This is a genomic window from Tistrella mobilis KA081020-065, assembly GCF_000264455.2.
Classification (GTDB): domain Bacteria; phylum Pseudomonadota; class Alphaproteobacteria; order Tistrellales; family Tistrellaceae; genus Tistrella; species Tistrella mobilis.
The window spans coordinates 2,676,225-2,702,500 of the sequence record NC_017956.1 but is presented as its reverse complement, the minus strand read 5'-3'; the positions used below and the strand labels follow the sequence as shown (position 1 = coordinate 2,702,500).

Annotated in this window: 25 protein-coding genes (1 of these 25 only partly in view); 15 read left to right on the top strand and 10 right to left on the bottom strand. The window is 69.8% G+C overall.

The window, feature by feature from the left end:
- Positions 1 to 981 carry the 5' portion of a hypothetical protein gene (locus TMO_RS12265; protein WP_014745955.1) on the bottom strand. It extends 183 nt beyond the left edge of the window, so 981 of the gene's 1,164 nt are visible here — the first part of the coding sequence; its start codon is at positions 979 to 981; the stop codon falls past the left edge of the window.
- Positions 982 to 1,258: 277 nt separating this feature from the next.
- Here TMO_RS12265 and TMO_RS12260 point away from each other — a divergent pair, with 277 nt between their 5' ends.
- From TMO_RS12260 to TMO_RS12250, 3 genes are read left to right on the top strand one after another with little or no spacing between them, the layout of a single operon-like run.
- Entirely contained in the window at positions 1,259 to 2,290 is a 1,032-nt protein-coding gene (locus TMO_RS12260) for a TRAP transporter substrate-binding protein (protein ID WP_014745954.1), read from the top strand.
- Entirely contained in the window at positions 2,280 to 2,840 is a 561-nt protein-coding gene (locus TMO_RS12255; RefSeq protein WP_081598899.1) for a TRAP transporter small permease, read from the top strand. Before TMO_RS12260 ends, TMO_RS12255 begins: the two co-directional genes overlap by 11 nt.
- Before the next feature lie 4 nt (positions 2,841 to 2,844).
- Positions 2,845 to 4,182: a TRAP transporter large permease gene (locus tag TMO_RS12250; protein ID WP_014745952.1), complete on the top strand. Its 1,338-nt coding sequence runs from the start codon at positions 2,845 to 2,847 to the stop codon at positions 4,180 to 4,182.
- Here the strand turns inward: TMO_RS12250 and pcaQ are convergent.
- Positions 4,148 to 5,134, bottom strand: a complete 987-nt coding sequence (pcaQ, locus tag TMO_RS12245) for a pca operon transcription factor PcaQ (RefSeq protein WP_014745951.1) — start codon at positions 5,132 to 5,134, stop codon at positions 4,148 to 4,150. The two genes, TMO_RS12250 and pcaQ, sit on opposite strands and share 35 nt — an antisense overlap.
- Before the next feature lie 82 nt (positions 5,135 to 5,216).
- Between pcaQ and pcaC the strand changes: the two genes are divergently transcribed.
- From pcaC to TMO_RS12215, 6 genes are all read left to right on the top strand, one after another.
- Entirely contained in the window at positions 5,217 to 5,630 is a 414-nt protein-coding gene (gene pcaC / locus TMO_RS12240; RefSeq protein WP_014745950.1) for a 4-carboxymuconolactone decarboxylase, read from the top strand.
- A complete protein-coding gene (gene pcaH / locus TMO_RS12235) occupies positions 5,627 to 6,331 on the top strand; it encodes a protocatechuate 3,4-dioxygenase subunit beta (protein WP_014745949.1) in 705 nt (234 codons plus the stop codon). The genes pcaC and pcaH overlap by 4 nt, the downstream gene beginning before the upstream one ends.
- Before the next feature lie 4 nt (positions 6,332 to 6,335).
- Positions 6,336 to 6,920, top strand: a complete 585-nt coding sequence (gene pcaG, locus TMO_RS12230) for a protocatechuate 3,4-dioxygenase subunit alpha (protein WP_014745948.1) — start codon at positions 6,336 to 6,338, stop codon at positions 6,918 to 6,920.
- Positions 6,913 to 8,112 (top strand): lyase family protein, encoded by a 1,200-nt coding sequence (locus tag TMO_RS12225; protein WP_014745947.1) that lies wholly within the window; start codon positions 6,913 to 6,915, stop codon positions 8,110 to 8,112. The genes pcaG and TMO_RS12225 overlap by 8 nt, the downstream gene beginning before the upstream one ends.
- Positions 8,105 to 9,289, top strand: coding sequence for a 4-hydroxybenzoate 3-monooxygenase (gene pobA / locus TMO_RS12220; protein WP_014745946.1), 1,185 nt, complete (start codon positions 8,105 to 8,107; stop codon positions 9,287 to 9,289). The genes TMO_RS12225 and pobA overlap by 8 nt, the downstream gene beginning before the upstream one ends.
- Positions 9,290 to 9,429: 140 nt before the next feature.
- Entirely contained in the window at positions 9,430 to 11,067 is a 1,638-nt protein-coding gene (locus TMO_RS12215) for a Na+/H+ antiporter (protein ID WP_014745945.1), read from the top strand.
- A gap of 33 nt (positions 11,068 to 11,100) precedes the next feature.
- On the opposite strand, the gene TMO_RS12210 is transcribed toward TMO_RS12215, so the two are convergent.
- From TMO_RS12210 to TMO_RS12190, 5 genes are all read right to left on the bottom strand, one after another.
- Positions 11,101 to 11,382, bottom strand: a complete 282-nt coding sequence (locus TMO_RS12210; RefSeq protein ID WP_014745944.1) for a hypothetical protein — start codon at positions 11,380 to 11,382, stop codon at positions 11,101 to 11,103.
- Between the two features lie 105 nt (positions 11,383 to 11,487).
- Positions 11,488 to 14,217: a DUF4135 domain-containing protein gene (locus TMO_RS12205; protein ID WP_187297776.1), complete on the bottom strand. Its 2,730-nt coding sequence runs from the start codon at positions 14,215 to 14,217 to the stop codon at positions 11,488 to 11,490.
- A 1-nt stretch (position 14,218) separates the two neighbouring features.
- The gene (locus TMO_RS12200) at positions 14,219 to 14,929 is read right to left on the bottom strand and encodes an ArsR/SmtB family transcription factor (protein ID WP_014745942.1); all 711 of its coding nucleotides are present in this window, start codon (positions 14,927 to 14,929) and stop codon (positions 14,219 to 14,221) included.
- A gap of 51 nt (positions 14,930 to 14,980) precedes the next feature.
- Positions 14,981 to 15,757 (bottom strand): sulfite exporter TauE/SafE family protein, encoded by a 777-nt coding sequence (locus TMO_RS12195; protein WP_014745941.1) that lies wholly within the window; start codon positions 15,755 to 15,757, stop codon positions 14,981 to 14,983.
- Positions 15,747 to 16,079, bottom strand: a complete 333-nt coding sequence (locus TMO_RS12190; protein ID WP_014745940.1) for an antibiotic biosynthesis monooxygenase family protein — start codon at positions 16,077 to 16,079, stop codon at positions 15,747 to 15,749. Before TMO_RS12190 ends, TMO_RS12195 begins: the two co-directional genes overlap by 11 nt.
- Positions 16,080 to 16,231: 152 nt before the next feature.
- Here TMO_RS12190 and TMO_RS12185 point away from each other — a divergent pair, with 152 nt between their 5' ends.
- The gene (locus TMO_RS12185) at positions 16,232 to 16,663 is read left to right on the top strand and encodes an OsmC family protein (RefSeq protein WP_014745939.1); all 432 of its coding nucleotides are present in this window, start codon (positions 16,232 to 16,234) and stop codon (positions 16,661 to 16,663) included.
- An 11-nt stretch (positions 16,664 to 16,674) separates the two neighbouring features.
- Here the strand turns inward: TMO_RS12185 and TMO_RS12180 are convergent, their stop codons facing one another.
- Positions 16,675 to 17,301: a TetR/AcrR family transcriptional regulator gene (locus TMO_RS12180; RefSeq protein WP_014745938.1), complete on the bottom strand. Its 627-nt coding sequence runs from the start codon at positions 17,299 to 17,301 to the stop codon at positions 16,675 to 16,677.
- 176 nt (positions 17,302 to 17,477) lie between these two features.
- On the opposite strand from TMO_RS12180, the gene TMO_RS12175 reads away from it, so the two are divergent.
- The 5 genes from TMO_RS12175 to TMO_RS12160 all read left to right on the top strand — a co-directional run bounded on the left by TMO_RS12175 (position 17,478) and on the right by TMO_RS12160 (position 22,728).
- Complete coding sequence (locus TMO_RS12175; protein WP_014745937.1) at positions 17,478 to 18,380, top strand: crotonase/enoyl-CoA hydratase family protein; 903 nt, start codon at positions 17,478 to 17,480, stop codon at positions 18,378 to 18,380.
- 54 nt (positions 18,381 to 18,434) lie between these two features.
- On the top strand, positions 18,435 to 20,195 hold the full coding sequence (locus tag TMO_RS12170) for an AMP-binding protein (RefSeq protein ID WP_014745936.1): 1,761 nt from the start codon (positions 18,435 to 18,437) through the stop codon (positions 20,193 to 20,195).
- 85 nt (positions 20,196 to 20,280) lie between these two features.
- A complete protein-coding gene (locus TMO_RS31685) occupies positions 20,281 to 20,436 on the top strand; it encodes a hypothetical protein (RefSeq protein WP_014745935.1) in 156 nt (51 codons plus the stop codon).
- A gap of 114 nt (positions 20,437 to 20,550) precedes the next feature.
- Positions 20,551 to 20,763 (top strand): PqqD family protein, encoded by a 213-nt coding sequence (locus tag TMO_RS12165; protein WP_187297775.1) that lies wholly within the window; start codon positions 20,551 to 20,553, stop codon positions 20,761 to 20,763.
- A 12-nt stretch (positions 20,764 to 20,775) separates the two neighbouring features.
- Complete coding sequence (locus tag TMO_RS12160) at positions 20,776 to 22,728, top strand: asparagine synthetase B family protein (RefSeq protein WP_014745933.1); 1,953 nt, start codon at positions 20,776 to 20,778, stop codon at positions 22,726 to 22,728.
- A gap of 7 nt (positions 22,729 to 22,735) precedes the next feature.
- Here the strand turns inward: TMO_RS12160 and TMO_RS12155 are convergent, their stop codons facing one another.
- Together TMO_RS12155 and metE are read right to left on the bottom strand one after the other, a co-directional pair.
- Positions 22,736 to 23,887 (bottom strand): acyltransferase family protein, encoded by a 1,152-nt coding sequence (locus TMO_RS12155; protein WP_014745932.1) that lies wholly within the window; start codon positions 23,885 to 23,887, stop codon positions 22,736 to 22,738.
- A gap of 78 nt (positions 23,888 to 23,965) precedes the next feature.
- Positions 23,966 to 26,275, bottom strand: a complete 2,310-nt coding sequence (metE, locus tag TMO_RS12150) for a 5-methyltetrahydropteroyltriglutamate--homocysteine S-methyltransferase (RefSeq protein WP_014745931.1) — start codon at positions 26,273 to 26,275, stop codon at positions 23,966 to 23,968.
- Between the last annotated feature and the right edge of the window lies 1 nt (position 26,276).

Here is a 26,276-nt window from a genome sequence, read left to right as displayed (position 1 = left end):
ATCTCCCGCCTCTATGGCGGGGCTGTCGATCGGCACCAGACCGGCCGAGAGCAGGTCGCGGTCGGCATGGATGTCAGTCCAGCCATGGCCGGGCCGGCGTTCGACGGCGGCGGCGATTTCGTGATCCAGCCAATCGGAACGGAAGGCGAGCACCGCACCGGGCGACCCGATGGTGACGACCGAGATCTTCTCGAGGTCGACGGCCCTATACCAGCCGGCGATCAGGTCGGTGACGATCAGTGAGCCGAAGGAGTGGCCGACGACGATCACCCGGTCATAGCTGCCGGCGGCGAGCGCCTTGGCGAGGCTGGTTTGCACACGCATGCGCAACCGGGCGCGCAGGCCGGTGATGCCATCGGCTGCGGCATCGCGCAGATAGGCGCGGGTGAAAGCGGCGAGATCGGCGACGGTCATGACCGGCAGCAGGGGGATGAGGATGGTCAGGGTCGCGGCCCAGGTCGGCGGCAGCTTCGCCACCAGCCAGGCGGCGGCGGCCTGCACATGCTGCCCCAGCCAGACCATGGCGTCGGAGCCGTCGGAAGTAACCGCGGTCGTGGTATCGGCGCCGGTCGCCTGGGCGACGATGGCGATCAGCGAAATCAGCCAGAGCACGAGCATGGCCGCGGATGCGAGATAACCGACCGCGATGTAGAAGGAATAGCGGAAGATCGCCAGCCACATCCGTGGATAGCCGAGCCAGTAGATCAGCAGCGACAGCCCCTGGAACAGGCGGCCGATCGGCCGTTCTTCGGCCGGTGTCGGGATCAGGTCCGACCATGATGCCTCGAAGACATCGAGCGTTTCGGGCAGACCGGTGGTGTCAGAAGGGGTGACCGTGAGCGTCGCCTTGTCGGTATCCGAGGCGGTCTCGGTCATCGGCATGGTTTCGGACAGGGTGAGGTTCGCGACCAGCACGTCGCGCAGGGTGTTCTTGGGCTTTCGGTAGTATCCCGGCACCAGGATCAGCGCCCAGCTCGCCATGCCTCGTTCCCCCATCCATGCGGTATCGACCGTCTCCGCAAAAGTGTGGATCCAGAGGCACCCGTTGTACAGGCTCTGTCTCCACCTCTCCGTGTATGGCTTCGTGACAGACTGTCCTCTTGCTGGGCCGGTCTATAACCATTTGGTTATGGCGAGGGGCCGCAAACTTACTTTGAAACACTTGTCTTCGCTGCCATCGTTGACCCAATGATCGCGCCGGAACGATCCGGCAGCCGGCCTCCGGGCCGGACGACGCGACGTTCAGGGGGGATATCGGATGCGCATCTTCGTGCGGTTGGCTGTGGCGGCCTCGGCGATGCTGGTCTCGGCATCGGCGATGGCGGCCGACCAGGTGAAACTGACCGTTCACCATTTCCTGAACCAGATGGCCCCGGCCCAGACCCGGCTGATCGAGCCCTGGGCGAAGCGGGTGGAAGAGGACTCCGGCGGCCGGATCTCGGTCGAGATCTATCCGTCGATGTCGCTGGGCGGCAAGCCCAACCAGCTGTTCCAGCAGGCCGAGGACGGCATCGCCGACATCGTCTGGACGGTGGCCGGCTACACTCCCGGCCGCTTCCCGAAGCTTGAAGTCTTCGAGCTGCCCTTCGTGCATCTGAACGATCCGGTCGCGACCAATCTGGCGATCCGCGACATGCTGGCGAGCGACTTCGCGGACGAGTTCAAGACCGTCAAGCCGCTGCTGGTCCATGTTCATGCCGGCCAGACGCTGAACATGGTCGATGCCCCGGTGCGCAGCCCCGCCGATGTTCAGGGCAGGAAGATCCGCATCCCCGGCCGGGTCGGCGGCTGGGTGGTGGAGGCGCTCGGCGGCGCGCCGATCGGCATGCCGGTGCCGGATGTGCCGGCGGCGATTTCCAAGCGGGTCATCGACGGGGTGATGGTGCCGTTCGAAGTGGTGCCGTCTCTGAAGCTCGACCAGCTGACCCGCGGCCCCGGCGAGGGCGCCAATGGCGAGCGCTTCGGTACGGCGGTGTTCATCTTCGCCATGAACAAGGCGAAGTATGACGGCCTGCCCGACGATCTGAAGGCGGTGATCGACCGCAATTCCGGCGCGGATTTCGCCCGGGAGATCGGCAAGGCCTGGCTGGAGGCGGAAGAGGTCGGCCGCAAGGCCTATACCGATCGCGGCATCGATATCGCGAAGCTGACGCCCGACGAACTGGCGGCCTTCCGCACGGCCCTTGCACCGGTCGAAACCCGCTGGATCGAGGATGCGGCCACGAAGGGCATTGACGGTACGGCCCTGGTTGCCCGGGCGCGCGAACGCGTCGCGGCCCATGCCCAGTGAGAGGCATGGTGAGCGATCAGGCGCGTGCGGGCGTCCGCTGCCGGAACGGGCGGCGCGCCTCTGGGCGCTGGCGGGGGGCGTGGTTCTGGTGGCGGTGATGGCGGTGACGGGGACGAGCATCGTGCTCGACCTCGCCATCCGCCGGCCGATCACCGGTGATTTCGAACTGACCCAGCTGGGCTGCGCGATCGCCGTCTTCGCCTTCCTGCCCTTTGCCCAGCTGATGCGCGCCCATGTCTCGGTCGACCTGTTCATTCAGGCCCTGCGACCCGGGGTGCAGCGCGGGCTCGACCGGGTGGTGGATGTCCTGATGGCCGGCCTCGCCCTGCTGCTGCTCTGGCGGATGAGCCTGGGCTTCCTTGGCTATTACGTCACCGACTATCCGGAAGTGACGCCGATCCTGCAGATCCCGATCTGGTGGGCCTTCCCGCCGATCCTGGTGTCGCTTGCCCTCTGGGCCGCGGTGGCGGGCTGGATGGTGGCCGGCGGGCGGCCGGCGGCGGGCATCGACGACGAGGCCGCTACGCCTGGCGGCGCGGGAGGACATTGACGCCATGGGGCCGATCGAGACCGGCATTGCCGGCATGGTCATCATGTTCGTGATGATCGCCCTCAGGGTGCCGATCGCGCTGGCCATGGCGCTGGTCGGGGCCGGCGGCACGGTGGTGCTGTCGGGAGAGACCATCCTGCTTCGCCAGTTGCAGACCCTGGCTTTCGACCAGTTCTCGCTCTACGACCTGAGCGTGGTGCCGTTCTTCATCCTGATGGGCCAGTTCGCCGGCCGGTCCGGTCTCTCGGGGGATCTGTTTGCGGGGGTGAATGCCTGGATCGGCCGGCTGCGCGGCGGTGTCGCCATGGCGGCGATCGGCGCCTGCGCCGGCTTCGGCGCGGTCTGCGGCTCATCGCTTGCCACCGCATCGACCATGGGGCAGGTGGCGCTGCCGGAACTTCGCCGGCTGGGCTACGCCCCGGCGCTTGCCACCGGCACGCTGGCGGCCGGTGGCACGCTCGGCATCCTGATCCCGCCGTCGGTCGTGCTGGTGATCTATGCGGTCACGGTGGAAAGCAACATCGTCACCATGTTCGGGGCCGCCCTGGTGCCCGGGCTGATCGCGGTGGTCTTCTTTCTGGCGGTGATCCGCATCCAGGTGCTGCTGAACCCGGAACTGGGCCCCGCGGCGACCCCCGTGCCCTGGCCCGAAAAACTGCGCCTGACGCTGCGCCTGGCCCCGGTGGTGCTGGTCTTCGGGGTGGTGATCGGCGGCATCTATATGGGCCTGTTCAACCCGACACCCGCGGCCGCCGTTGGCGCGTTGCTGGTCGGGCTCTACGGGATCGGCCTCCGCCTTGCCGGCCGCGGCGGGCTGGGCCCGGCGGGGCTGAAGGCGGCGATGCTGGAGACGGCGCTCTCCACCGCCATGATCTATCTGATCCTGTTCGGCGCGGCCCTGCTGCAGATCTTCCTCGCCCGGTCGGGCCTGCCGCAGGCCGGCGCGGCGCTGGTCCGGCAGAGCACGCTCGATCCATATCTGATCCTGGTCGCGATCCTGGTTCTGCTGATCCTGCTCGGCTGTCTGATGGATTCGCTGAGCATGATCCTGCTCGCCATCCCCTTCCTCTGGCCGGTGGTGGCGGGGCTCGATTTCGGCCTGACGCCCGAGGATCAGAAGGTCTGGTTCGGCATCATTGCCCTGGTGGTGGTGGAGCTGGGGCTGATCACGCCGCCGGTCGGGCTGAATGTCTTCATCATCAACGGCCTCGCCCGCGACGTGCCGATGCGCGAGACCTTCCGCGGCGTGATGCCGTTCTTCGCCGCCGAGATCCTGCGGGTGGCGCTGCTGGTGGCGGTACCGGCGATCACGCTGACCCTGCCGCGATTGCTGGGGTATTGAGCAGATGAACCAGTTCCTGTTCCGCATCCGCTGCCCTCAGATCCGCCGCGACATCGCGGACCGCATCGATGAACAGGCGCAGCACCGGTGTCGGCGGCTGGTCGGCCCGAGTGGTGAGCCCGACCGGTCCGCTGGTGTCGCCGGTATCCAGGCGCAGTTCGCGCAGCTGGCCCTCGGCGATGTCGCGGGCGACCACGCCGCGCGAAATGATCCAGACCGCATCCGACTGGCGGACATAGCTGCGGCCGAAGGTGCCCGAGACGGTTTCGATCGCCGTGTCGATCCGTCGGATGCCGGCGGCGATCAGGAACCGGTCCACCACCGGCCGGATGATCGAGCCGGGCGGTGGCACGATCATCGGATAACCGGCCACCGCCCGCGGGTCGGGGACCGGACGGTCGAGCAGGGGATGGCCGGGGCGGACGGCGAAGGTGACACGTTCGGAATAGAGATGCTCGAAACTGAGCCCGGTCATGGCTTCGGGTTCGGCCAGACGCCCGACCACCAGATCGAGTTCGCCGATCCTGAGCTGGGCCAGCAGCAGGGTGTTGGGCCCGTCGACCACCCGCACGGTGGCCCGGGCGCCGCCGGTCGCGAAGCGGCGCACTGCCGCCGGCATCACCTGGGCTGCGACGGTCGGCAGGGCGCCGATGCGCAGAAGCTCGGTCCCGCCGCCGCTCCGGGCGCGGGCGATGGCGTCGACGCCGTCGCCGAGGGCCGTCACCGCCGTGCCGGCATGGTTCAGGAACAGGCGGCCGAAGGGGGTGAGGGTCAGGCCGCGGCGGCCGCGATCGAACAGCCGGGCGTCCAGCACCTCTTCCAGCTCGCGCAGCGTTTTCGACACCGCCGGCTGGGTGATCGCCAGACTGTCGGCTGCGGCCACCACGCTGCGCAGCCGCGCCACTTCCAGGAAGCATGTCAGATGCCGGAACTTGATGCGCCGGTCGATCATCTACCCGCCTCTCCCTTCACGCCGCCATGCATCATCCTACACGAGCCTGTGCCGATCTGGCGCCCCATGAAGGAGACCGGCCATGTCAGATCTGCGTGACACCAGGGGCGATGCGATGCGCCGCCGGGTGCTGGGCGATGCCCATGTCGACCGGGCCCACCGCAACATGTCGGCCTTCGATGCGCCGTTTCAGGAGTTCATCACCCGCGGCGCCTGGGGCGAGGTGTGGAGCCGGCCGCATCTGACCCCGCGCGAACGGTCGATGCTGACCATTACGCTGCTCGCGGCGCTGGGCCATCACGACGAGATGGCGATGCATGTCCGCGCCACGGCCAATACCGGCGCCAGTGCTGCGGATGTGCAGGAGGCGCTGCTGCATGTCGCGGTCTATGCCGGGGTGCCGGCGGCCAACACCGCCTTTGCCATCGCCAAACGGGTGCTGGCCGAGATGACGGCGGGGTCTTCCGCCGATGGAGAGGGAGGGCAGGACAGGTGACTGGAAAGATTTCCCCCCGCGACTGGTCGGCCCAGCCGCCCTATCTGGCGCCCGACTATAAATCGACCCTGCTGCGGGCGCCGTCGAAACCCCTGATCCCGATCCCGCACGGCATCATGGAGGCGACGGCCCCGGTCTTCGGCCAGGATGCGATCGGGCCGCTCGACCACGACCTGACCCGCAATGGCCGGGTGAATGGTGAGCCGCTGGGCGAGCGGATCGTGGTGACCGGCCGCGTGCTGGACGATGCCGGTCGGCCGGTACCGGGCACGCTGATCGAGATCTGGCAGGCCAATGCCGCCGGGCGTTATGTCCATGTCGCCGATACCCATGATGCGCCGCTCGACCCCAATTTCACCGGGGCCGGACGGGTGGTGACCGATGACGAGGGCCGCTACAGCTTCATCACCGTCAAACCCGGCGCCTATCCCTGGCGCAACCACCCGAATGCCTGGCGGCCCAACCACATCCATCTGTCGCTGTTCGGGCGGAGCTTCGCCAGCCGGCTGGTGACCCAGATGTATTTCCCGGGCGACCCGCTGCTGGCGCTGGACCCGATCTTCCAGGCGACCGCCGATGCGGGGGCGCGGGACCGGCTGGTGGCGCGGTTCGATATCGGCGTCACGCAGCCGGAATTCGCCCTGGGCTATATGTTCGACATCGTGCTGCGCGGCGCGATGGCCACGCCGATGGAGGATTGAGGCGATGCGTAACAGCCTGATCCAGACGCCGTCGCAGACCGTGGGTCCCTTTTTCGCCTATGGCCTGACCGCGCGGCAATACGGCTACAAGGGCGGCCAGATCGCCGATGCGGTGATCGCCGACGAGGCCTGCCCGGGTGAGCGGATCGTGATCACCGGCCGGGTGCTGGATGGCGCCGGGGCGGCGATCGAGGATGCCCTGGTGGAGATCTGGCAATGCGATGCCGTCGGCCGGGTGGCGGGGCCGGAGACGCCCGGCTTCCGCGGCTTCGGCCGCTGCGGCACCGGCATTGATCCCGAGCGGCGCTTTCGGTTCGAGACCGTGCGGCCGGGCGTGCCGGCGGGGGAGGGCGGCGCGCCGCATCTTTCGGTGATCCTGTTCATGCGCGGGCTGTTGAGCCACGCCTTCACCCGGATCTATTTCCCCGAGGACATCGCGGCGCTGGCGGCCGATCCCGTGCTGGCCCTGGTGCCGGAGGCGCGGCGGGAGACGCTGGTGGCGCGGCGGCTGGTAGCGCCGGGGCTGCCTGCCTACGGCTTCGACATCCGCATGCAGGGCGATGGCGAGACGGTGTTCTTCGATGTCTGAGCATGAACGCGAAACGGGGCTGTTCACGGGCTCGGTGCTGTTCGGCGGGCTGTGGTCGGACGGCGAGGTCACGGAGCTGCTGTCGGACCGCACACTGATCGGCGCGATGCTGGAGGTGGAGGCGGTGCTGGCCGAGGCGGGACAAGTAGCCGGGCTGGTGCCGGCGGCGGCCGCCGCTGCGATCGCCGCCGCTGCCCGCGGGCTCGACATCGCCCCGGAGATGCTGGCGGCGGCCACGGCGCGGGACGGCGTGCCGGTCCCGGCGATGGTGCAGAGGCTGAGGCGGGCGGTGACGGGCGAGGTGGCCGGCTTCGTGCATCTGGGCGCCACCAGCCAGGATGTGCTGGACAGCGCCATGATGCGTCAGGCCGCGCAGGTCCTGGCGGTGATCGACCGGCGGCTGGCGCAGCTGGTGGCACGGCTGACCGCGCTTGCGGATGCGCATCGGGCGACGATGATGGCCGGGCGGACGCGGGGGCAGATCGCCCTGCCCGTGCCGCTGGGCCTGAGGATCGCCGGATGGGCGGCGCCGCTGATCCGTCATCGCCGGCGCCTGACCGAACTCCAGCCGCGGCTGCTGGTGGCGACGCTTGGCGGGCCGGTGGGCAGCCTTTCTGGCATCGATCCCGACGCGGCGGCGCGTCTGGAGGCGGAATTCGCTGCCCGCCTGGGCCTGACCCTGCCGCCGATGCCGGGCCATGCCCAGCGTGATGGCCTCGCCGAACTTGGAAGCTGGCTGTCGCTGGTGGCGGGGGCGCTGGGCAAGATCGGCGCCGATCTGCTGATCATGGCACGGAGCGAGATCGCGGAGGTGCGGATCGGCGGCGCCGGCGGATCTTCGGCCATGCCGCACAAGCGCAATCCGGTGCGGGCGGAGCTGCTGGTTGCGGCAGCGCGCGAGGTCGCGGGGCGGCTCGGCGCACTGCATGGCGCGCTGATCCATGCCGAGGAGCGCGACGGCGCCGCCTGGACGGTGGAATGGCAGAGCTGGCCGGCCATGGCGGTGGCGACCGCGGCGGCGCTGAACCATGCGGGCGGGCTGCTGGACGATCTGGAGATCGATGTGCCGGCGATGCAGGCACGGGCAGGCGATGGCGACGACCGCGGATCGGCCAACCGGTTCATCGACCGGGTGATTGCGGATGCCTCACATGCCGATGGCAGGCTTTCGGGGGAGGGGGAAGATGCGTGAGCGCACCCAGGTCGCGATCATCGGTGCCGGGCCGGCGGGGCTGCTGCTCGGCCAGCTGCTCCACATCCATGGCATCGCCTCGGTGATCCTGGAACGGCGCAGTCGGGCCTATTGCGAGGGGCGGATCCGGGCCGGCGTGCTGGAACAGGGCACGGTGGATCTGCTGGACGAAGCAGGCGTCGCAGACCGGCTGCATCGCGAGGGGCTGGTGCATGGCGGCATCCATATCTCGCTGGATGGCCGGCGGGTGCATGTGGATCTGGCCGGCCGCGCCGGCGGGCGCCATGTGACGGTCTATGGCCAGACCGAGGTGGTGAAAGACCTGATCCGCGCCCGGCTGGACGTTCCCGGCGCCCTGCATTTCGAAGCGGAGGAGGTGACGCCGCAGGACTTCGACGGCCCGGCCCCCTTCGTCACCTGGCGGGATGCGGAAGGGCGGAGCCGGCGGCTGGACTGTGACGTCATCGCCGGCTGCGACGGCTTTCACGGCGTCACGCGCCAATGCCTGCCCGAGGGGGCGATCACCACGCATGAACGGATCTATCCCTTTGCCTGGCTGGGCATCCTGGCCGAGGCGCCGCCGGTGATGGACGAGCTGATCTATGCCCGCCATGCCCGCGGCTTCGCGCTCTACAGCATGCGCTCCCCCAGCATCGTGCGGCATTACGTGCAATGCGCGCCCGAAACCGATCCTGCCGCCTGGCCGGATGCGCGAATCTGGGCGGAGCTGCGCGCCAGGCTGGGGGACGCGGACGGCGCGCGGCTGACCGAGGGGCGGGTGCTGGAAAAGGGCGTCACGCCGATGCGCAGCTTCGTGGCCGAGCCGCTGCGCCATGGCCGGCTGTTCCTGGCCGGTGATGCCGCCCATATCGTGCCGCCGACCGGTGCCAAGGGGCTGAACCTGGCGGCGGGCGACGTGCATTATCTGACCCGCGCCCTGGTCGAGTGGTATGGCGGCGGGGGTGAAGCGGCGCTTGGCGCCTATTCGGCCCGGGCCTTGGCGCGGGTGTGGAAGGCGCAGCGCTTTTCGTGGTGGATGACCGCGATGCTGCATGATTTCGGGCCGGCGGCATCGACCTTCGATGCCGGGTTGCGGCGGGCGGAGCTTGAATATCTGCTGTCGTCGGAAGCCGCCCTGACCACGCTTGCCGAGAATTATGTCGGCCTGCCGTTCTGACCGTTTTCCCGGTTGCCTCCTGCCATGCGGCCGCGACGCGGCAGCCATGCCGAGCTGCGTCTGCCGCAGTCCCGCGCGGCTCGGCTATCGTTCGCATATCGGGCCGGCCTCGTGGCCTGCGGACGTGGAGTGCGACGGCAATGGGATTGATCACCCTGGTGCTGGTGATGCTGCTGGCGGTGGTGGCGAGCGGTTTTGTGGTCAGGCTGTTGCCGGTGCCGGTTCCCCTGCCTCTGGTTCAGATCGCGCTGGGGGCCGGCATTGCCGCGGTGGCCGATCTGGGTATCGTGCTTGCGCCCGAGGTCTTCTTTCTGCTGTTCCTGCCGCCGCTGCTGTTTCTGGATGGCTGGCGGATCCCCAAGCCGGGGCTGTTCCGTGACTATGGTGCCGTCCTGCAGCTGGCGCTGGGGCTGGTGGTGTTCACCGTGCTGGGCATGGGGTTCTTCATCCACTGGATGATCCCGACCATGCCGCTGGAGGTGGCCTTCGCGCTGGCGGCCGTGCTGTCGCCCACCGATCCGATCGCGGTGACGGCGATCGCCGCCCGCAGCCCGCTGCCGGCGCGGGTGATGCATGTGCTGGAAGGCGAATCGCTGCTCAACGACGCCTCGGGCCTGGTCTGCCTGCGCTTCGCGGTGGCGGCGCTGCTGACCGGCAGTTTCTCGATGTCGGATGCCCTGCTGACCTTCGCACAGCTGGCGCTGGGCGGGCTTGCGACCGGTGTGCTGATCACTCTGGGTGCCACCTGGATCAAGGGGCGGATCAGCCGCCATGCCGGCGAGGAGCCGGGTATCGAGGTGCTGATCAGCCTGTTGATCCCCTTCGGCGCATATCTGGTGGCGGACCGCTTAGGCGTGTCGCCGATCCTGGCGGCGGTGGCCGCCGGGATCACCATGTCCCATGCCGAGATCCGCGGTCAGGTGCAGGCGATCACCCGGGTACGACGCAATGCCGTGTGGGATACGGTGCGGTTCGCCGTCAACGGCGTGATCTTCGTGCTGATGGGGGAGCAGCTGCCGGCGATCCTGTCGGGCGCCGTGACGGCGGTACGCGAGACCGGCCATCGCGAGGCCTGGTGGTTGGCGGTCTATGTGCTGGCGATCACAGTGGGGCTCGCGGCGCTGCGCTGGCTCTGGGTCTATGTCTCGCTGCGCCTGACCCTGCTGCGCCGGCACGAGGGGCCGCCGCTGTCGCGCGGCACCATCCACCGGCTGGTGGGGGCGATGACGCTGGCGGGGGTGCGCGGTGCCATCACCCTGGCCGGCATCCTGACCCTGCCGCTGATGCTGGACCACAGAACCGCGTTTCCGGCGCGGGATCTTGCGGTCTTTCTGGCGGCCGGGGTGATTCTGGCCTCGCTGGTCGCGGCCGCGATTGGCCTGCCGCGGGTGCTGAAGGGGCTGGCGCCGGATTCGCTGGCAGAGGTGGACCAGACTGCCGACCGCATTCGGGCGGCGGCGGCGCGAGCGGCGATTCTGGCGGTGGAACGCGCCCAGCACGAGATGTCGGCGGGGCGTACCGATGCCGATCTGCACGCCGCCGTGGCGGCGCGGGTGATGGAGCTGTACCGCCGCCGGCTGGATGCCGACAGCCCTGATGCCACCACGGCCGATCTGTTCCGCCGCACCGACGAGATTGAACGCCGGCTGCGGCTGGCGGGGCTGAGGGCCGAGCGGGCGGAGATCTTCCGCATCGCCCGGGCCCGCGAGATCGATGACGACCTGGCCCGCCGGCTGGTACGCGAGATCGACCTGATGGAGGCCCGCTATCTGGCCTGACTGCCGGGCCTTTCAGGTCCCGGGCCTTTCAGGTCATTTAGTGAAGATGCAGTAGCAGCCCTTGGTGAAGATGCAATAGGGCGAACCGGCACCGGCGACCTGATCGAGCGCCTGATCGTCCAGCTCATCGTCAGGCCGGCCATCGGCGGCGCGGCTGTGGAACTGGCGCTCGATTTCCGCGGCATCGAGATCGAGCCCGTTCTCGCGGGCAATCTCTTCCAGCCGGCGCGAGGCGGCGCCGATGTCGCCACCGCCGCCCAGCAGGTCGGGGTTCGACTGGATGATGTCCTTCAGCTTGTCGAAATCACTGCTCATGGCGGGTATCCGGTGTGATGTGCTGATCCGGACCCGACGCTAGCGCCTGTCGGCGGCTTCCGCCATGGTCGGCCGTGGCCGATATCGACGACCGTGTACCGTGGCTCAACCGAACGGCAGCAGAAAGCAGGAGGTCTGCGGCCCGATATGGGCGAGGGCGTCCGCATGGCAGAGCCCGGCCAGGCCCTTGAACAGGCAGGGATCCGGCGCGGCCAGCGGCGGGGCCTCGCTCCAGAGCACCGGCGGCCCGCACAGAGGCTCGGGGACCGTTTTGCCGGCCCGGATGAGGATGATCCGGCGGCCGGCATCGCCGCAGCAGAGATCCCCGGCGCCCGAGGAGGGGGCGCCCGCCGTCGTGGCGAGGGCTATGTCCAGCTCCGCGCGCCGGTCGGCGAAGATGTCGGGCGCAAGGTTGAGCAGGGCCAGCCGGGCGAGCGCAATGCCGGCCGCGCCATGGCACCAGGCGGTGGCGGGGCGACGACCGCGATCCGGGGAGGGCCAGTTGGCGCGGGCCGGATCGAACAGCCGATCTTCGGCCGTCAGCGCCCGCCGGGCGGCATCGAGCAGGGCAGGGGCATCGGTTGCGGCGCCGGCCGCGGCCAGCGCCACCGCCATGCCCGACTGGCCATGGGCAAGGCCCGCCAGCACCGGGCCGCGGGCCGGCTGCCAGATCAGGGCGTCGCCATCGGTGGTGGCCATGGCGGTGAGGCGATCGGCCTGGCGCAGCAGCCGTCGGGCCAGCGCGGCCGAGGGGGCGCGGCTGTGCAGGAAGGCGAGGGCGACGATCAGCCCGGCCAGCCCGTCATGCAGGTCGAACGGCAGGGATGCGGTGATGTCGTCGGGATCGGCGGTGCGGGCGAGGCGGGAAGCATCGTCGATGAGCGCCGGATCGTCGAGCAGCTCCGCCGCCCAGACCAGGCCTGCGATCATGCCGCCCAGCCCGTCGGCATAGCCGGGACCGAAGACGGCAAGGGCGTTGCCCGCCCCGGGATCTGCGATGAAGCGGCGGAGCGGCAGAAGGGCCGCCCGTGCAGCGTCCAGCCAGTCGGACCGCCCGGCCAGACGGCCGGCCTGGGCCAGCGCCAGCGCAATGCCGGGACTGCCGTGATAGAGGCCGTGGCCGGCCGGCCGCCAGGCGATCGGCGGGCGTTCGTGGGGGCGGATCCAGTCGAGACCGCCATCGCGGCGGGGCAGGGCGGTGGCGACGAGATGCGCCGCCGGGCTCTGGCAATCGGCGGCTGCCGGCCGGACCGGCGCCAGCACCTGGCCGAGCATGCCGCCTGCGCGCCGCCGATCGCCATCCGACAGCGCGCGGGCCTTTGCGATGATGCGGGCCCGCGGGGGTGGGTCGAGCCGGCCGATCGGGCTGTCATCGGCCTCGGTGAGCCGGCCATCGGCCGGATCGAAGCGGAAAGCGGGCACGTCCAGACGGGCGAGCGCGCGCGCCTCTGCCGCCAGCAGGCCTGGCCAGAGACCGGCATTGATGCCCGGCTGTGGCGGCCGGTGGGCGATGCGGGCGGCCTGGGCGGCGGGCGCCTCCGGGGCGTCGGCCAGATCCGGTTCGGCCAGACGCACCAGCAGGCGGCGATAGCTTTCGGTCGGCAGGGCGACATGGCGGCAGAGGGCGCCGGTGAAGGCGAGGGGGCCGTCCGCTGCGGTCAGCGCATCGCGTCGGGCGATCAACACCTCCATCGCCACGTCATGGCCGTCGACCAGCGCCGGGACCCAGGGGGTGACATCCACCTCGTGGCCGTCGAGGACGGGACGGCAGGGATCTTCTACCGGCACTGCCACCGTTGTGCGGCGGATCCAGTCGGTGCCGATATGGCACCAGCCATTGTCGGGCACGGTCGCCGCCGGCAGCACCGGGCCGAGACAGCCCATATTGCGCCAAGTACCGTCCGGCAGCGGCACCAGGAAGGGCAGCAGCCCGGTGGTGAGCAGGGCGGGTGCAGCCTCCAGCCGGTCGAGGGCGGGCGAAGCCGCGGGCAGGCCGAACAGGCATTCGAGATCGACCACCACCGGTGCGGCGCCGGCCGCGATCAGATTGTCGGAATGCACGTCATTGGCGCCGAGCAGGTCGAGCACGGCTGCGAGCCCGCCCAGGCGGCGGTGGAAGGCCTCGACCTCCGCCTCGTCTGCACAGGGGGCCCGCTCCACCCAGTCCATCCAGCCATGGCTGCCGCAATCGATCACCGCCGGGCGATGCTGCGGCGGCAGGCGGCGGCGCTGGCCAGCGTTCATCCGCTCTTCAAGCCAGCCGAGCAGGGCGAAGAAGCCGGCTTCGGGCGCAAGGCCGCGCGGTTTGAAGGCGAGCGCCCGGCCGTCGGCAAGCCCGACCCGCGCCACGCCGCGGCCATGACCATGAGGGTCCGACAGGCCGAAGGTGATGCTCGTGATGTCGGGAGCGGGGCCCGTGAGCGGGACCAGCCGGTCGCGGTCGGCGGCGAAGGCGCAAAGCAGATCGGCCGCCGCCGCCCGGCCATCGGCCGCGATCCGGTCCAGACGCGAGGCCAGGACCGGGTGCCGGTCGCACACAGCCTGCCAGCCACCCGCCATCAGCCCGGCGATGAAGGCGTCATGGGCAGCGGAAGAGGTGCCGGCCGGTGGCCGGTCGAGCAGCAGCGCGGCGGCCGGCAGGGGCGGGCGGCGGGTTCCGAACAGCTGGAAGACCAGCGGCGCCGCGATGGCGGCAAAACGTTCGGCCAGGTGATCGGCGAGGCCGCGGATCGCGGCCACCCGCCAGCCCTCCGCCACGCCGGGCAGGGTATCCAGGCCCATGGCCGCCGCCTGGCCGAGCGATCGGAACAGGCCGTCGAAGGGCAACGTCGTCACCTCAGGGCACCAGCATGGCATCGTCGACCCCGAACACCTGGTGGAAGGCGATCCGTCCGGGCGGGGTGACGGTCAGGGTCCGGCTGGTTTCGGCACGCCGCACCCAGCCCTGGTCCAGCGCATGGGTGAACAGGGCAGCTCCCAGCCGGCCGGCCAGATGGTGGCGGCGCTCGCTCCAGTCCAGGCAGGTGCGGCAGAGCGGGCGGCTGCCGCGGCCGCTGTCGATCGCGATGCTGTGATCATGGAAGAAGTCGCGGCCGCGGGCCGTCACCGCCCCCGATCCGTCGGCAACCGCGACCAGACCCTGTGCGTCCAGCGCTTCGGCGAGCCCCACACCCAGCCTGCCGGCCATGTGGTCATAGCAGCTGCGGGCGGCCCGCAGCGCCAGATCGCGCGGGCCGACCGGCCGATGGCGCACGGGGCCGGCGGCGGCGACCGCCATCAGCGCCTCGATCACCTCGGCGACGGCGGGGGAAGCGAGGCGGACATAGCGGTGGCGGCCCTGGCGTTCGCCTGCGATCAGCCCGGCATCGGCCAGCTTCGCCAGATGGCCGCTGGTGGTCTGGGGGGTGACGCCGGCATGGGCGGCAAGCTCGCCCGCGGTCAGTGCCCGGCCATCCATCAGGGCGGTCAGAATATTGGCGCGGGCGACGTCGCCGATCACGGCGGCGATTTCGGCGACCAGCTGTCCGGAGGCGATGTTCGGCGTCATCTGTGTTCGCTCCTGTCCGTCCGCCGTCATAAAGCGTGATGATGCGCAGGCTCAGGCGGGATGCCAAGCCCCCGGACGGTCAGCCGCCCCCGCCAGCAGGCGCAGGCCCAGCAGGATCAGCGCCCCGAAGAACACCCGGCGGAAATGGCGTTCGGGCAGGCGGCGGCGCAGCCGGGCGCCCAGCGCCATGCCGGCCACTGCCGGGATCACCGCCAGGGCCGAGGCGAGGCCGAGTTCGGGCGTGAGCAGCGACCTGCCGCCGAGGGCGAGCCCCAGGGCCGCGGTCGAGACGGCAAACAGCAGGCCCATCGCCTGGACCAGGGCGTTGCGGTCCAGCCCCAGCGCCTGCAGCCAGGCGACGCCCGGCACCACGAAGGACCCGGTGAGGCCGGTGAGCAGGCCGTTCACCGCGCCGATGAGCGGTGAGATCCAGGGCTCGGCCCGCGGTGGCGCGCGGAAGGAGAGGCCGGCGAGGCCGGCGGCACCATAGATCATCACCACCGCCCCGAGCAGGCGGGCGAGCCGGTCCGGGTCGGTTTCCGCCAGGATCGCCACCCCCATCCAGATGCAGGGGATCGAGATCAGCAGCAGCGACCAGAGCCGGCGGAGCAGCGGCCTCAGATGGCCACCGGTCAGCGCCTGCTGAAGGTTGGTGATGAAAGACGGCACCAGCAGCAGGGCCATGGCTTCCGGCAGGCCGGTGATCCCGGCCAGCACCGCCAGCGAGACGGTCGGCATGCCGAAGCCCACCACGCCCTTGACGGTGCCGGCAAGCAGGAAGGCGCCGGTGACCGCCAGCACCAGGGCGGGATCGGTTTCAGAGAGCATCGGCCGGGGCCTCCGCACGGCGGTTCAGGCCATAGTCGCGCAGCGTGGTCGCGATCCTGAGGCGATAGTCGGCAAAAACGCCGGATCGGCCGACCGCCTGGGCCATGCGATGGCCGTCATCGCGCCGCCAGGCATCGACCGCGGCCATGTCCTGCCAGGTGGACAGCGACAGCAGATGGCCGGGACGGGCGAGGTTTTCGTAGCGCTCGACCGAGACGAAGCCATCCACCCCGTCGAGGCGCGGGCCGAGCATGGCGGCATGTTCGAGATAGGTCTGACGGCCGATTTCGGTGGGAACGGCCTCGAAGACGACGAGGATCATGGGGTGCCCGGGCTCCTGAGATGGATGTAACATGCAGATCCTAGCCCGCGGCTCTGCCCTGATGTTTCGGCCCCGGCCGAAATGAGGGCGGAACCCGTGCCGGGGCACACCGGTTGAGCCGTTTCATCAGACTCTGACGGAAGGTCATCGAGATGAAGATCGTGCGACGCGGATCGGCTGCCTGGTCGGGCGGCATCAAGGACGGCAAGGGCTCGGTCACGACCGAGAGCGGGGCGCTCAACGCCTATCCCTATGGCTTCGCGGCCCGGTTCGAGGACAAGGCCGGCACCAATCCGGAAGAACTGCTGGCGGCGACCCATGCCGGCTGTTTCACCATGGCGCTGTCGCTGATTCTGGGCGAGGCGGGGCTCACCGCCGAGGAGATGAAGACCGAGGCGAAGGTGACCCTGGAAAAGGTCGCCGACGGTTTCGAGATCACCGCGGTTCACCTCTCGCTCACCGCCAAGGTGCCGGGGGCCGATCAGGCAAAGTTCGAGGAACTGGCCGCCAAGGCCAAGGCCGGTTGCCCGGTCTCCAAGGTGCTGAAGGCGAAGATCACGCTGGATGCGACGCTCGCCGCCTGATGTCGGTCGGCTCAGCCTTCGGGCGGCGGGGCGGAGAGCAGCGTCTCCGCCGCCCAGATCCAGCGGGCGATCAGATCGCGCTCGGCCTCGGGCCGTCGCGAGATCTGGCGCGAAACCGCGAGGCCGCGCAGGAACTGGATGGTCATCTCCACCACCGCGGCATAATTCGGCCGGTCGGCGACCGGCGCGAACAGGGCGGAGACCACCCGTTCGCGATCACTGCGGGCATCGCGCTCCGCGGCCCGGATCGCGGCCTGAAGATCGGGATCGGTGCGGGCGGCGGCCCATAATTCCAGCTCGGCCATGAAGGCCGGCTGGCTGCTCATCTCCACCAGGCTGCGGATCGCGCGCGCGACCGGGCTCGTGCCCGGCTCGTGACGCTCCAGTGCGCGGGCGACCGCGGCGTCATTGCGCCGGACCAGCTCGCCGATCGTGGCCGAGAGCAGGGCGGCATGGCTCGGGAAATGATGCAGCAGCGCGCCGCGGCTGGCGCCGGCGCGGCGCTGGACTTCCAGCGTCGTGGTCCGCGCCACGCCGCGTTCGATCAGCGAGGTGACCGCCGCATCCAGCAGGCGCTGCCGGGTCTGGTCGCGCTGCTGGTCGCGGAGCGTGGGCCGGGCAGCGGAAGCATCGGTCATCTGGCGGCGTCTCCGGCAGCGTGTAAGCGAGGTGGGGGATTGCAAGCACGCCCGGCGGCGGATTGCAACCTGCGACCGTGGGTGGCGCTTCAACAGTCAGTATTGACTGTTTGTGGGGTCGAGTCATACAGTCAATATTGACTGTGAAGCCTTCAACCCCCCGACCGGAGCCTCCCATGCCCGATTTCGCCACCCTGCGGATCGACCAGGATCCCGCCTCGCCCCGCATCGCGCGGCTGCTGCTGAACCGCCCCGAGCGGCTGAACGCCATCACCGACCAGACCCCCCGCGACATCCGCGAGGCGGTCGCCTGGGCCGAGGCCAATGATCAGGTCCATGTGATCGTGGTCGAGGGCGCGGGGAAGGGCTTCTGCGGCGGCTATGACCTGGCCGATACGGCAGAACAGGTGGTGGAGCACCCCTGCCAGCAGGAAAGCTATCCCTGGGATCCGATGGTCGACTACGCGTACATGAAGCGGAACACCGAGGATTTCATGAGCCTCTGGCGCTGTTCCAAGCCGACCATCGCCAAGGTCCATGGCGCGGCGGTGGCCGGCGGCAGCGACATCGCGCTCTGCTGCGACCTGCTGGTGATGGCCGAGGATGCCCGCATCGGCTACATGCCGACCCGCGTCTGGGGTTGCCCGACCACGGCGATGTGGACCTACCGGCTGGGGCCGACCCGCGCCAAGCAGCTGATGTTCACCGGCGACGTGATCGACGGCCGCACCGCCGCTGCCTGGGGGCTGGCCAACGAGGTGGTGCCGGCAGCCGAGCTGGAGGCCGCGACCCGGAAGCTGGCGGAGCGGATCGCCGGTGTGCCGCGCGGCCATCTGGCCATGCACAAGATGGTGGTCAATCAGGTGATGCTGACCATGGGTCTGGAACAGAGCCAGATGATGGCGACTGTGTTCGACGGCATCACCCGCCACAACCCGGAAGGGCTGTGGTTCCGCCGCTATGCCCAGGCCGAGGGCTTCAAGGCGGCCGTCCAGTGGCGCGACAGCGGCCGGCCGATCCCCGAGGGCGAGGAGGCCCGCGCAGCCATCCGTGACCTGGATAACCGCGTGAAGGGTTGAGCCCCGCCGGGCATCGATCACACACAAAAAACAAGACGACAGGGAGAAACGGCCATGATGCCGGAAACCGATCGGCGTGGGGCGGCACTGCTGGCCCGCCTCGACGCTACACCCACGCCGCTGGCGCTGCTCGACCGGGTCGCGGCGGCCCGGCCGGCGCATCCGGCGCTGGAATACCTGCCAGATGCCGCGGGCACGCCGGCGGTGGCGGTCCCCTATGACCGGCTGCTGGCCGATGTCCACCGGGCGGCGGCGGCGCTGCGCCGGCTGGGGATCGGTCCGGATGACGGGGTGGCGATCCTGCTGCCCTTCGTACCCCAGGTCGTGACGGCGGTGCTGGCCGCCGCCACCGCCGGCATCGCCTTTCCGGTCAACCTTCTGCTCTCGGCCGAGGCGATCGCCGCCCAGCTGCGTCTGGCCCGGGTGCGGGTGGTGGTGACCATGGGGCCGCATCCGGCGCTGGATGTGCGGGCGCGGGTGGCGGCAGCGGTGGCGGACGCGCCCGGTGTTGCAACGGTCGTGGAAGTGCCGGTGGGGCCCGAGACCACCGAGGCGCTCGGCTGGGCTGCCTTCCTGGCGCTGGGCGAGGGTGCCGGGAAGGTGGCGCCGGGGGATGCCGACCGGGTCGCCGCTTTCATCCATACCGGCGGCACCACCGGTGCCCCAAAACTGGCGCAGCTGTCGTCGCGCAATCTGGTGGCGGCGACGCTGATGGTGGCGGCCGGAAGCGGCATCCAGCCCGACGACCGGGTGCTGACCGGGCTGCCGCTGTTTCATGTCGGCGGCCTGGTCGATGTGCTGCTGGCGGCGCTGTCCGAAGGGGCGACGGTGATCTTCCCGACCGCCACCGCCCTGCGCAACCCGGCCGTGGTCGGCCGGTTCTGGGAGATCGTCGACGAGACCCGCACCAGCCTGATCGGCAGCGTGCCGACCATTCTGGCGGCGATCGTCGATGCGCCGCGCGGCAGCTCCACCCTCGCCACGCTTCGCGGCCTTCTGACCGGCGGCTCGCCGCTGGCCCCGGAACTGGCGAAGCGGGTGGAGGCGGTGAGCGGGCGGCCGGTCTCGCAGCTCTACGGCATGACCGAGACCGGCGGCATCGTCGCGGTACAGCCGGTGGATGGCCGTTTCCACGATCACGCCGTGGGCCCGCCGGTGCCGCTGATGCAGGTGGAGATGGGGGCAGGCGGCGAGATCCGGGTCGCCGGTCCCAATGTCTTTCAGGGCTATCTGACCGAAGCGGGGGTCGAGGGGGCGCCTGCCGACGGCTGGTTCGCCTCGGGCGATCTGGGCGACGTACTGCCTTCGGGCGAGCTGCGGATTACCGGCCGGGCCAAGGATGTGATCATCCGCAGCGGCCACAATATCGATCCGGTCCTGATCGAAGAGGTCGCCCATCGCCATCCGGCGGTCGCCCAGGCGGCGGCGGTGGCGATGCCCGACGATTATGCGGGCGAATTGCCGGTGCTCTATGTGATGCCGCGTGCGGGAGCCGATTGCCGGGCCGAAGATGTCGCCGCCTTCGTGGCCGCCGCGATCGCCGAACCGCCGGCCCGGCCGCGCCATGTCTTCGTGGTGCCGGATCTGCCGCTGACGCCGCTGGGCAAGATCGCGCGCTTCCGCCTGCGTCAGGACGCAACCCTGCATCGGGTGCGGGCGGCGCTCGCCGATATCGCCCCGGGGGCGGAGGTGTACTGCACCGATCCTGCCGCCCGAGAGGTGGTGGTGGAGGTGCCGGGCGGGCTTGACGAGGCGCGCCGTGCCACCGTCATCACGGTGCTTGCACGCCTTGGTCTCATCCTGGCAGAGGAATAAGGGGAGCGGCTTTTCGGGTATTGGATTTTCTCAACCTCTTTAAAGTATAGTGCTTCCATCATACGCACGGGACGGGAGCTACGTCGTGGACAAGACTGTGAAGCGTACCAGTGACGGCGCAGGAAATACCGGCCGGGAAGCCTGGATCAAACCCGAGATCGAGACCCTGAACGCTCGTGAGGCGATGATTCCGAAAATTGAGGAGCCGGAGGGCGGTAGTGGTTCGATCTTCCCTATTTGATACTGTAGCGTTTTCGGTGCTGGTGGTGCGTTGAACAGGTTCTTCGCCTCGCAGGACAGGCTTATCCAGGCATCAGGCGTGCTGACGACCGACATGGGGTCCGAGAAGGTCATCATGCACCCGGTGAGCGGGGAGATCTGGTGGCTGAACCGGACCGCCTCGGCGATCTGGGCGTGTTTTGCCGTGCCGGCCTCGACCCGGGAGGCGGTATCGACACTCCTCGACCGGTTCGAGATCGATGCCGAAACCTGTCGCAGCGAGGTGAGTGAAGTCTGCGATCGTGCGATCGCCGGCGGGTTTCTGGTGCCCGTCGGCGACCCGGCCTGAGCCGGCGGAGACATGTCGGCTCTTCTCGGGATCATCGGCTTTGCCGACCCGCTGCCTCGGGATCTGCGTCTGGACGGGCTGGGGGCCATGCTGCCGGCGGTGACCGGCCGGGATGGCGAATGGCGGTCGGGGCAGGCGGTTCTGGCCTGGCGTGGTTTCGTGGTCACGCCTCAGGATCGCATCGACCGCCAGCCGATGACCGGCGGGGCGGGGCGGCTGATTGCGGTCTTCGACGGGCGGCTGGATGCGCGTGAGGCACTGGCCCGGCAGCTGGATCTGCCAGAGGGCGATGCCCTGGCCATGCCCGACGGCCAGCTGTTCCTGAAGGCCTTCGAAGCCTGGGGAACAGGTGCTTTCGCCCGGCTCTATGGCGATTTCGCCTGCGCGGTCTGGGATGACCAGGACCGGCGGCTGGTGCTGGGCTGTGACGCGATCGGCGCACGGCCGCTGGTCTGGCGCCGTGACGGCCATGTGATGCGCTTCGCCTCCAGGCCTGCCGGACTGTTCGCCGATCCCGATGTGCCGCGGGATCTGGACGAGGACAATCTGATCCGGATCTGCGGACGGCTGCCGATCCATCCGACCGAGACGATCTATCGCGGGGTCAGGGCGGTTCCGGGCGGCACCCATCTGGTGGCCGATCGCGACGGCGTGCGTCTGCATCGCCACTGGCGGCCCGGCCAGGTTAAGCGCTTCACCCTGGCCTCGGATCGTGACTATGAAGAGAGCTTCCGCAGCGTTCTGGAAACGGCGGTGGCCGACCGGATGCGCAGCACGAAGCCGGTCGCCTCTCATCTGAGCGCGGGCTTCGACAGTTCGACGGTGACCGCCGTGGCGGCCCGCAGGCTCGCCGCATCGGGCCGGCGGCTGACGGCCTATACCGCCGCACCGGCCGTGGGTTACACGCCCGAGGATGCGGCGTCCGGCGCGCTGTTCGACGAGAGCGAGGGCGCGGCTGCGGTGGCGGCGCTCCATCCCAATATCGACCACGTGGTCATCCGCGCCGGGCACCGCTCGCCGCTCGACGGCCTCGACCGCTTCCGGCTGGGGGCCGACCGGCCACCCCATAATCCCGTGCATATGGTCTGGCTGGATGCCATCGCCCGGGATGCGGCCGGGCGGGGGGCGGGTGTGCTGCTGCATGCCGCCGCCGGCAATGCCACCATCAGCTATGACGGTCTGCACCAGCTGGGACATCTGATCCTGCGCGGCCGGCTGATCGCGGCGCTGCGCGAGGCCCACGGCGTCAAGATCGAATACGGAAGCTATCGTCTGCAGGCCGATGCGCTGACCCGGGCGCTGATCGACCGCTTCGGGCTGGGGCGCCGGCTGAAGCGTGTCGGTTTTCTGCGGCGCCTTAAACAGCGATCGATGATCGACAGCCTGAGCCGCCTGGTGATCCCGGTGCGGGAAGAGGTGCGCGCCGCCATTCCGCGTGCCGACTGGCAGGAGGACTGGTTCGACCGACGGGTCCAGGAGGATGGCGGCTATCGGGCCGATCTGGCCATCCGGCCGATCTACGCCGCACTCTCGTTCTATGACGAAGCCGTGCATGGCATCGCCACCCGCGATCCGACGGCGGATCGCCGGGTGATCGAGTTCTGCTGGGGCGTGCCGCTCTCGGTCTGGCTGCGCGACGGCCTGACCAGGCGCCTGACCCGCAACGCCCTGGCCGGCCTGCTGCCGCCGGCGGTTCTGGGCGCCCACCGGACCGCGCGGCAGGCAGCCGACTGGCATGTGGGGCTGACCGCGGCCCGCGACGAGATGCGGGAGGAGGTGGAGGCGATCGGCCGGTCCGATCTGGCGCGGCGCATCCTGGATGTCGACGAATTGCAGCGCCTTCTCGACGACTGGCCCGAGGGCAACTGGCACCGGCGTGAGGTGAGGACCCTCTATCAGGCGAAGCTGCTGAACGGCATCGCCGCCGGGCAGTTCATCCGGCGGATGACCGGCGGCAATCTCTGACGCCGGATCATCCCCCGGAGCGGATGGCAGCGGCCAGCAGGACCAGGAGCAGGGCGGTCAGCGCTCCCCCGAGGCCGGCGAGGGCTGCCGGCCGCAGGACGCCGCGCCGGGTGGGCTGTTCCACGAACCGCCAGGACAGAGCGGCGAGAACACCGGCGAGAACCACGCAGGCGATGCCCTCGCTCAGGGTCGGGCGCCGCTCCAGAACGGTTCGGGCGGCGGCCAGCAGCGGCCAGTGCCAGAGATAGAGCGAATACGAGATCAGGCCGATGAAGACCATGGGCCGGGTCGCGAGCCATGCCGTCGCCATGCCGCCCTGATGCTCGCCGGCGCGGATGATCATCGCGGCCCCCAGGCAGACCGTCAGGACCGCCGGCCAGGGCTTGCCGGCCACCATGCCGCCGGTTGCAAGGGCGAGGATCATCAGGCAGAGGCCGGCCGTACCGAGATGACGATGCTGCCGGCCACCGCCGGCAAGCGCCACCAGCCCGCCCAGTGCCAGCTCCCAGCCGCGGGTGGGCAGAAGCAGGAAGGCCGTAAGGTAGCGGCCGGTTTCCATGCCGATGACACAGGCGGCGAAGGACAGGCCGGCCGCCAGGGCCAGAGCCGAGACGGCGACCCGACGGCTCGTCCGGAAGGCCAGAAGGCAGAACAGCGGGAAGACCAGATAGAACTGTTCCTCGATCGCCAGCGACCAGGTGTGCAGCAGAAGGCCGGCGCCATGACCGGCACCGGCCTGAAGCAGGTAAAAATTGTAGACGAAGCCGAGGCTCGCCAGCGCCTCGCGGCCGAAGCCTGCACGATCGGCGGGTCGGAAGGCTGCGAGGGCGAGGATGGCGAGCAGGAGCAGCATGACCACCAGTGCGGGCAGGATGCGTCGGGCGCGACGGCCATAGAAGACCCGAAGCGAGAACCTGCCTTCGGCCATCTGCTGCCGGATCATGCCGGTGATCAGATAGCCCGAGATGACGAAGAAGATGTCGACACCCAGATATCCGCCCGGCAGCACCGGCCCCGGCAGATGGCTCAGCACGACGGCCAGGACGGCGATTGCCCGAAGGCCGTCGATGTCCGGGCGATAACCGGCGGCGGTCCGGCCGCCGGCCAGCGGCCGGGCGCGGGAAGGCATGACGGGCGTGATCGCCGGGCGCGGGATCATCCGACCTCATCTCCGGATGGGGCCGGGCAACCCGGCAGGATCGACAGGTTCCGACCATATCACAGGCGGGGGTCGGGGTCAGGCCACCCGCTGCCGCATCTGGCGAGCTGCCCGGACCAGGGCCTGAAGGGCCGGCTTCACCTCGTCCCAGCGGCGGGTCTTGAGGCCGCAATCCGGGTTGACCCAGATCCGCTCCGCGGGCAGGCGTGCACAGGCCCGCTCCAGAAGGGCGACCATTTCCTCTTCCGACGGCAGGCGCGGGCTGTGGATGTCGTAGACGCCGGGCCCGATTTCGTTGGGATAGGCGAAGGTGGTGAAAGCGTCGAGCAGCTCCATCTTCGAGCGCGCGGTCTCGATCGAGATCACGTCGGCATCGAGCGCCGCGATCGCGTCGATGATGTCGTTGAACTCGGAATAGCACATATGGGTGTGGATCTGGGTGGCATCGCCGACACCCGAGGCGGCGAGGCGGAAGCATTCCGTGGCGGCATCGAGCCAGGCCGGGCGGTCCGCCCTGCGCAGGGGCAGCCCTTCGCGGAAGGCCGGCTCGTCGATCTGGATGACCTCGATACCGGCGGCTTCCAGATCGACGACCTCGTCGCGGAGCGCCAGCGCGATCTGGCGGCAGACCTCCATGCGCGGCAGGTCGTCGCGCACGAAGGACCATTGCAGCATGGTCACCGGCCCGGTCAGCATGCCCTTCATCGGCCGGTCGGTCAGGCTGCGGGCGAAGGCCGACCAGCGCAGCGTCATCGGCTGCGGCCGTGAGACATCGCCCCAGATGATCGGCGGGCGGACATAGCGCGAGCCGTAGCTCTGCACCCAGCCATGATCGGTGAAGGCGAAGCCGGCGAGTTGTTCGCCGAAATACTGCACCATGTCATTGCGCTCGAACTCGCCATGGACCAGCACGTCGAGGCCGGTTTCCTCCTGCCAGCGGACCGCTTCGGTGGTACGGGCCGCGATCAGCGCATCATAGTCGGCATCGTCGAGCCGGCCGGCGGCATGGTCGGCGCGGGCCTTGCGGATCTCGGGCGTCTGCGGGAAGGACCCGATGGTCGTGGTCGGAAAGGCCGGCAGGCCGAGCCGGTCGTGCTGTGCCTTCGCCCGGACCGGATAGGCGGTCTGCCGCCGGGTCATGGCCGGGGTGACGGCTGCAAGGCGGGCCGCAACGGCGGGGTCGTGGATGCGTGCCGATGCCCGGCGGGCCGCCAGGGCGGCATCGGCCGCGGCCAGCTCTTCTTCGACCGCGCCCCGGCCTTCGCCCAGCGCTTGGGTCAGGATCCTGAGTTCGTCGAGTTTCTGGACGGCGAAGGCAAGCCAGGACCGCAGCTCCGGATCGAGCCGGGTCTCGCGGTTGAGATCGATCGGCACATGCAGCAGGCTGCAGGACGGGGCAAGCTGGATGCGCTCGGGCCCCCGCGCATCGACGATCGGGGTCAGCCGGTCGAGCAGCTGCGAAAGATCGGCCCGCCAGATATTGCGACCATCGATCACCCCCAGCGAAAGCCGGGTCTCGGGGGCGAGCTTCGGCAGGATCGGGCCGAGCTGATCGGGCGCGCGGACCAGATCCAGATGCAGACCGTCGACCGGCAGCCGGCAGAGCGTGTCGGCCAGATGGTCGACGCCACCGTGATATGTGGTGAGCATGATCCCAAGCCCGGTTGCCGCCGAGGCAAAGGCTTCGGTGGCGGTCGTGACCGCCGCGGTGACCGCCGGGTCCTCATCCAGGACCAGCACCGGTTCGTCGAGCTGGAGTTCCGTCGCCCCCGCCGCCGCGAGCAGGCGCAGGACATGGGAGTAGACCGGCAGCAGGCCGGGCAGCAGGCGTAGCCGGTCGAAGGCCTCGTCCGCGCATTTGGCCAGCATCAGGAAGCTGACCGGGCCGAGCAGCACCGGCCGGGTCCGGAAACCCAGGCCGCGCGCCTCGATATACGCGTCGACGACGCGGGTATCCCCCAGGAAGAAGTTCTGATCGGGCCGGAGTTCGGGGACGAGATAATGGTAGTTGGTGTCGAACCACTTGGTCATCTCCATGGCCGGCAGCCCGTCGGGCGTGCCGCGCGCCATGGCGAAATACGTGTCGAGACCGACCCGGCTGCCGGCATGATCTCTGCCCGCCCCGGCATAGACCGGGGGCACCGCGCCGACCATGACGGCGGTGTCGAGCACGTGGTCGTAGAGCGAGAAGTCGCCCGAGGGCAGGCAGGTGATGCCGGCGGCATGCTGGCGTGCCCAGGTGGCCGCCCGCAGGCTGCGGGCGGTGTCGAGCAGGTCGTCGATCGAGATATCGCCCCGCCAGCAGGCCTCCAGCGCCGTCTTGAGTTCGCGGCGCGGGCCGATGCGGGGGAAACCGAGAGAGGCGGTGGGGATCAGGGGGGCGGACATG

Excerpts from the sequence above, each read along its gene's own strand:
- TMO_RS12260 (WP_014745954.1), top strand. The coding sequence starts at position 1,259 with ATGCGCATCTTCGTGCGGTTGGCTGTGGCGGCCTCGGCGATGCTGGTC.
- TMO_RS12255 (WP_081598899.1), top strand. The coding sequence starts at position 2,280 with ATGCCCAGTGAGAGGCATGGTGAGCGATCAGGCGCGTGCGGGCGTCCG.
- TMO_RS12250 (WP_014745952.1), top strand. The coding sequence starts at position 2,845 with ATGGGGCCGATCGAGACCGGCATTGCCGGCATGGTCATCATGTTCGTG.
- pcaQ (WP_014745951.1), bottom strand. The coding sequence starts at position 5,134 with ATGATCGACCGGCGCATCAAGTTCCGGCATCTGACATGCTTCCTGGAA.
- pcaC (WP_014745950.1), top strand. The coding sequence starts at position 5,217 with ATGTCAGATCTGCGTGACACCAGGGGCGATGCGATGCGCCGCCGGGTG.
- pcaG (WP_014745948.1), top strand. The coding sequence starts at position 6,336 with ATGCGTAACAGCCTGATCCAGACGCCGTCGCAGACCGTGGGTCCCTTT.
- TMO_RS12225 (WP_014745947.1), top strand. The coding sequence starts at position 6,913 with ATGTCTGAGCATGAACGCGAAACGGGGCTGTTCACGGGCTCGGTGCTG.
- pobA (WP_014745946.1), top strand. The coding sequence starts at position 8,105 with ATGCGTGAGCGCACCCAGGTCGCGATCATCGGTGCCGGGCCGGCGGGG.
- TMO_RS12215 (WP_014745945.1), top strand. The coding sequence starts at position 9,430 with ATGGGATTGATCACCCTGGTGCTGGTGATGCTGCTGGCGGTGGTGGCG.
- TMO_RS12210 (WP_014745944.1), bottom strand. The coding sequence starts at position 11,382 with ATGAGCAGTGATTTCGACAAGCTGAAGGACATCATCCAGTCGAACCCC.
- TMO_RS12200 (WP_014745942.1), bottom strand. The coding sequence starts at position 14,929 with ATGACGCCGAACATCGCCTCCGGACAGCTGGTCGCCGAAATCGCCGCC.
- TMO_RS12195 (WP_014745941.1), bottom strand. The coding sequence starts at position 15,757 with ATGCTCTCTGAAACCGATCCCGCCCTGGTGCTGGCGGTCACCGGCGCC.
- TMO_RS12190 (WP_014745940.1), bottom strand. The coding sequence starts at position 16,079 with ATGATCCTCGTCGTCTTCGAGGCCGTTCCCACCGAAATCGGCCGTCAG.
- TMO_RS12185 (WP_014745939.1), top strand. The coding sequence starts at position 16,232 with ATGAAGATCGTGCGACGCGGATCGGCTGCCTGGTCGGGCGGCATCAAG.
- TMO_RS12180 (WP_014745938.1), bottom strand. The coding sequence starts at position 17,301 with ATGACCGATGCTTCCGCTGCCCGGCCCACGCTCCGCGACCAGCAGCGC.
- TMO_RS12175 (WP_014745937.1), top strand. The coding sequence starts at position 17,478 with ATGCCCGATTTCGCCACCCTGCGGATCGACCAGGATCCCGCCTCGCCC.
- TMO_RS12170 (WP_014745936.1), top strand. The coding sequence starts at position 18,435 with ATGATGCCGGAAACCGATCGGCGTGGGGCGGCACTGCTGGCCCGCCTC.
- TMO_RS12165 (WP_187297775.1), top strand. The coding sequence starts at position 20,551 with ATGCACCCGGTGAGCGGGGAGATCTGGTGGCTGAACCGGACCGCCTCG.
- TMO_RS12160 (WP_014745933.1), top strand. The coding sequence starts at position 20,776 with ATGTCGGCTCTTCTCGGGATCATCGGCTTTGCCGACCCGCTGCCTCGG.
- TMO_RS12155 (WP_014745932.1), bottom strand. The coding sequence starts at position 23,887 with ATGATCCCGCGCCCGGCGATCACGCCCGTCATGCCTTCCCGCGCCCGG.
- metE (WP_014745931.1), bottom strand. The coding sequence starts at position 26,275 with ATGTCCGCCCCCCTGATCCCCACCGCCTCTCTCGGTTTCCCCCGCATC.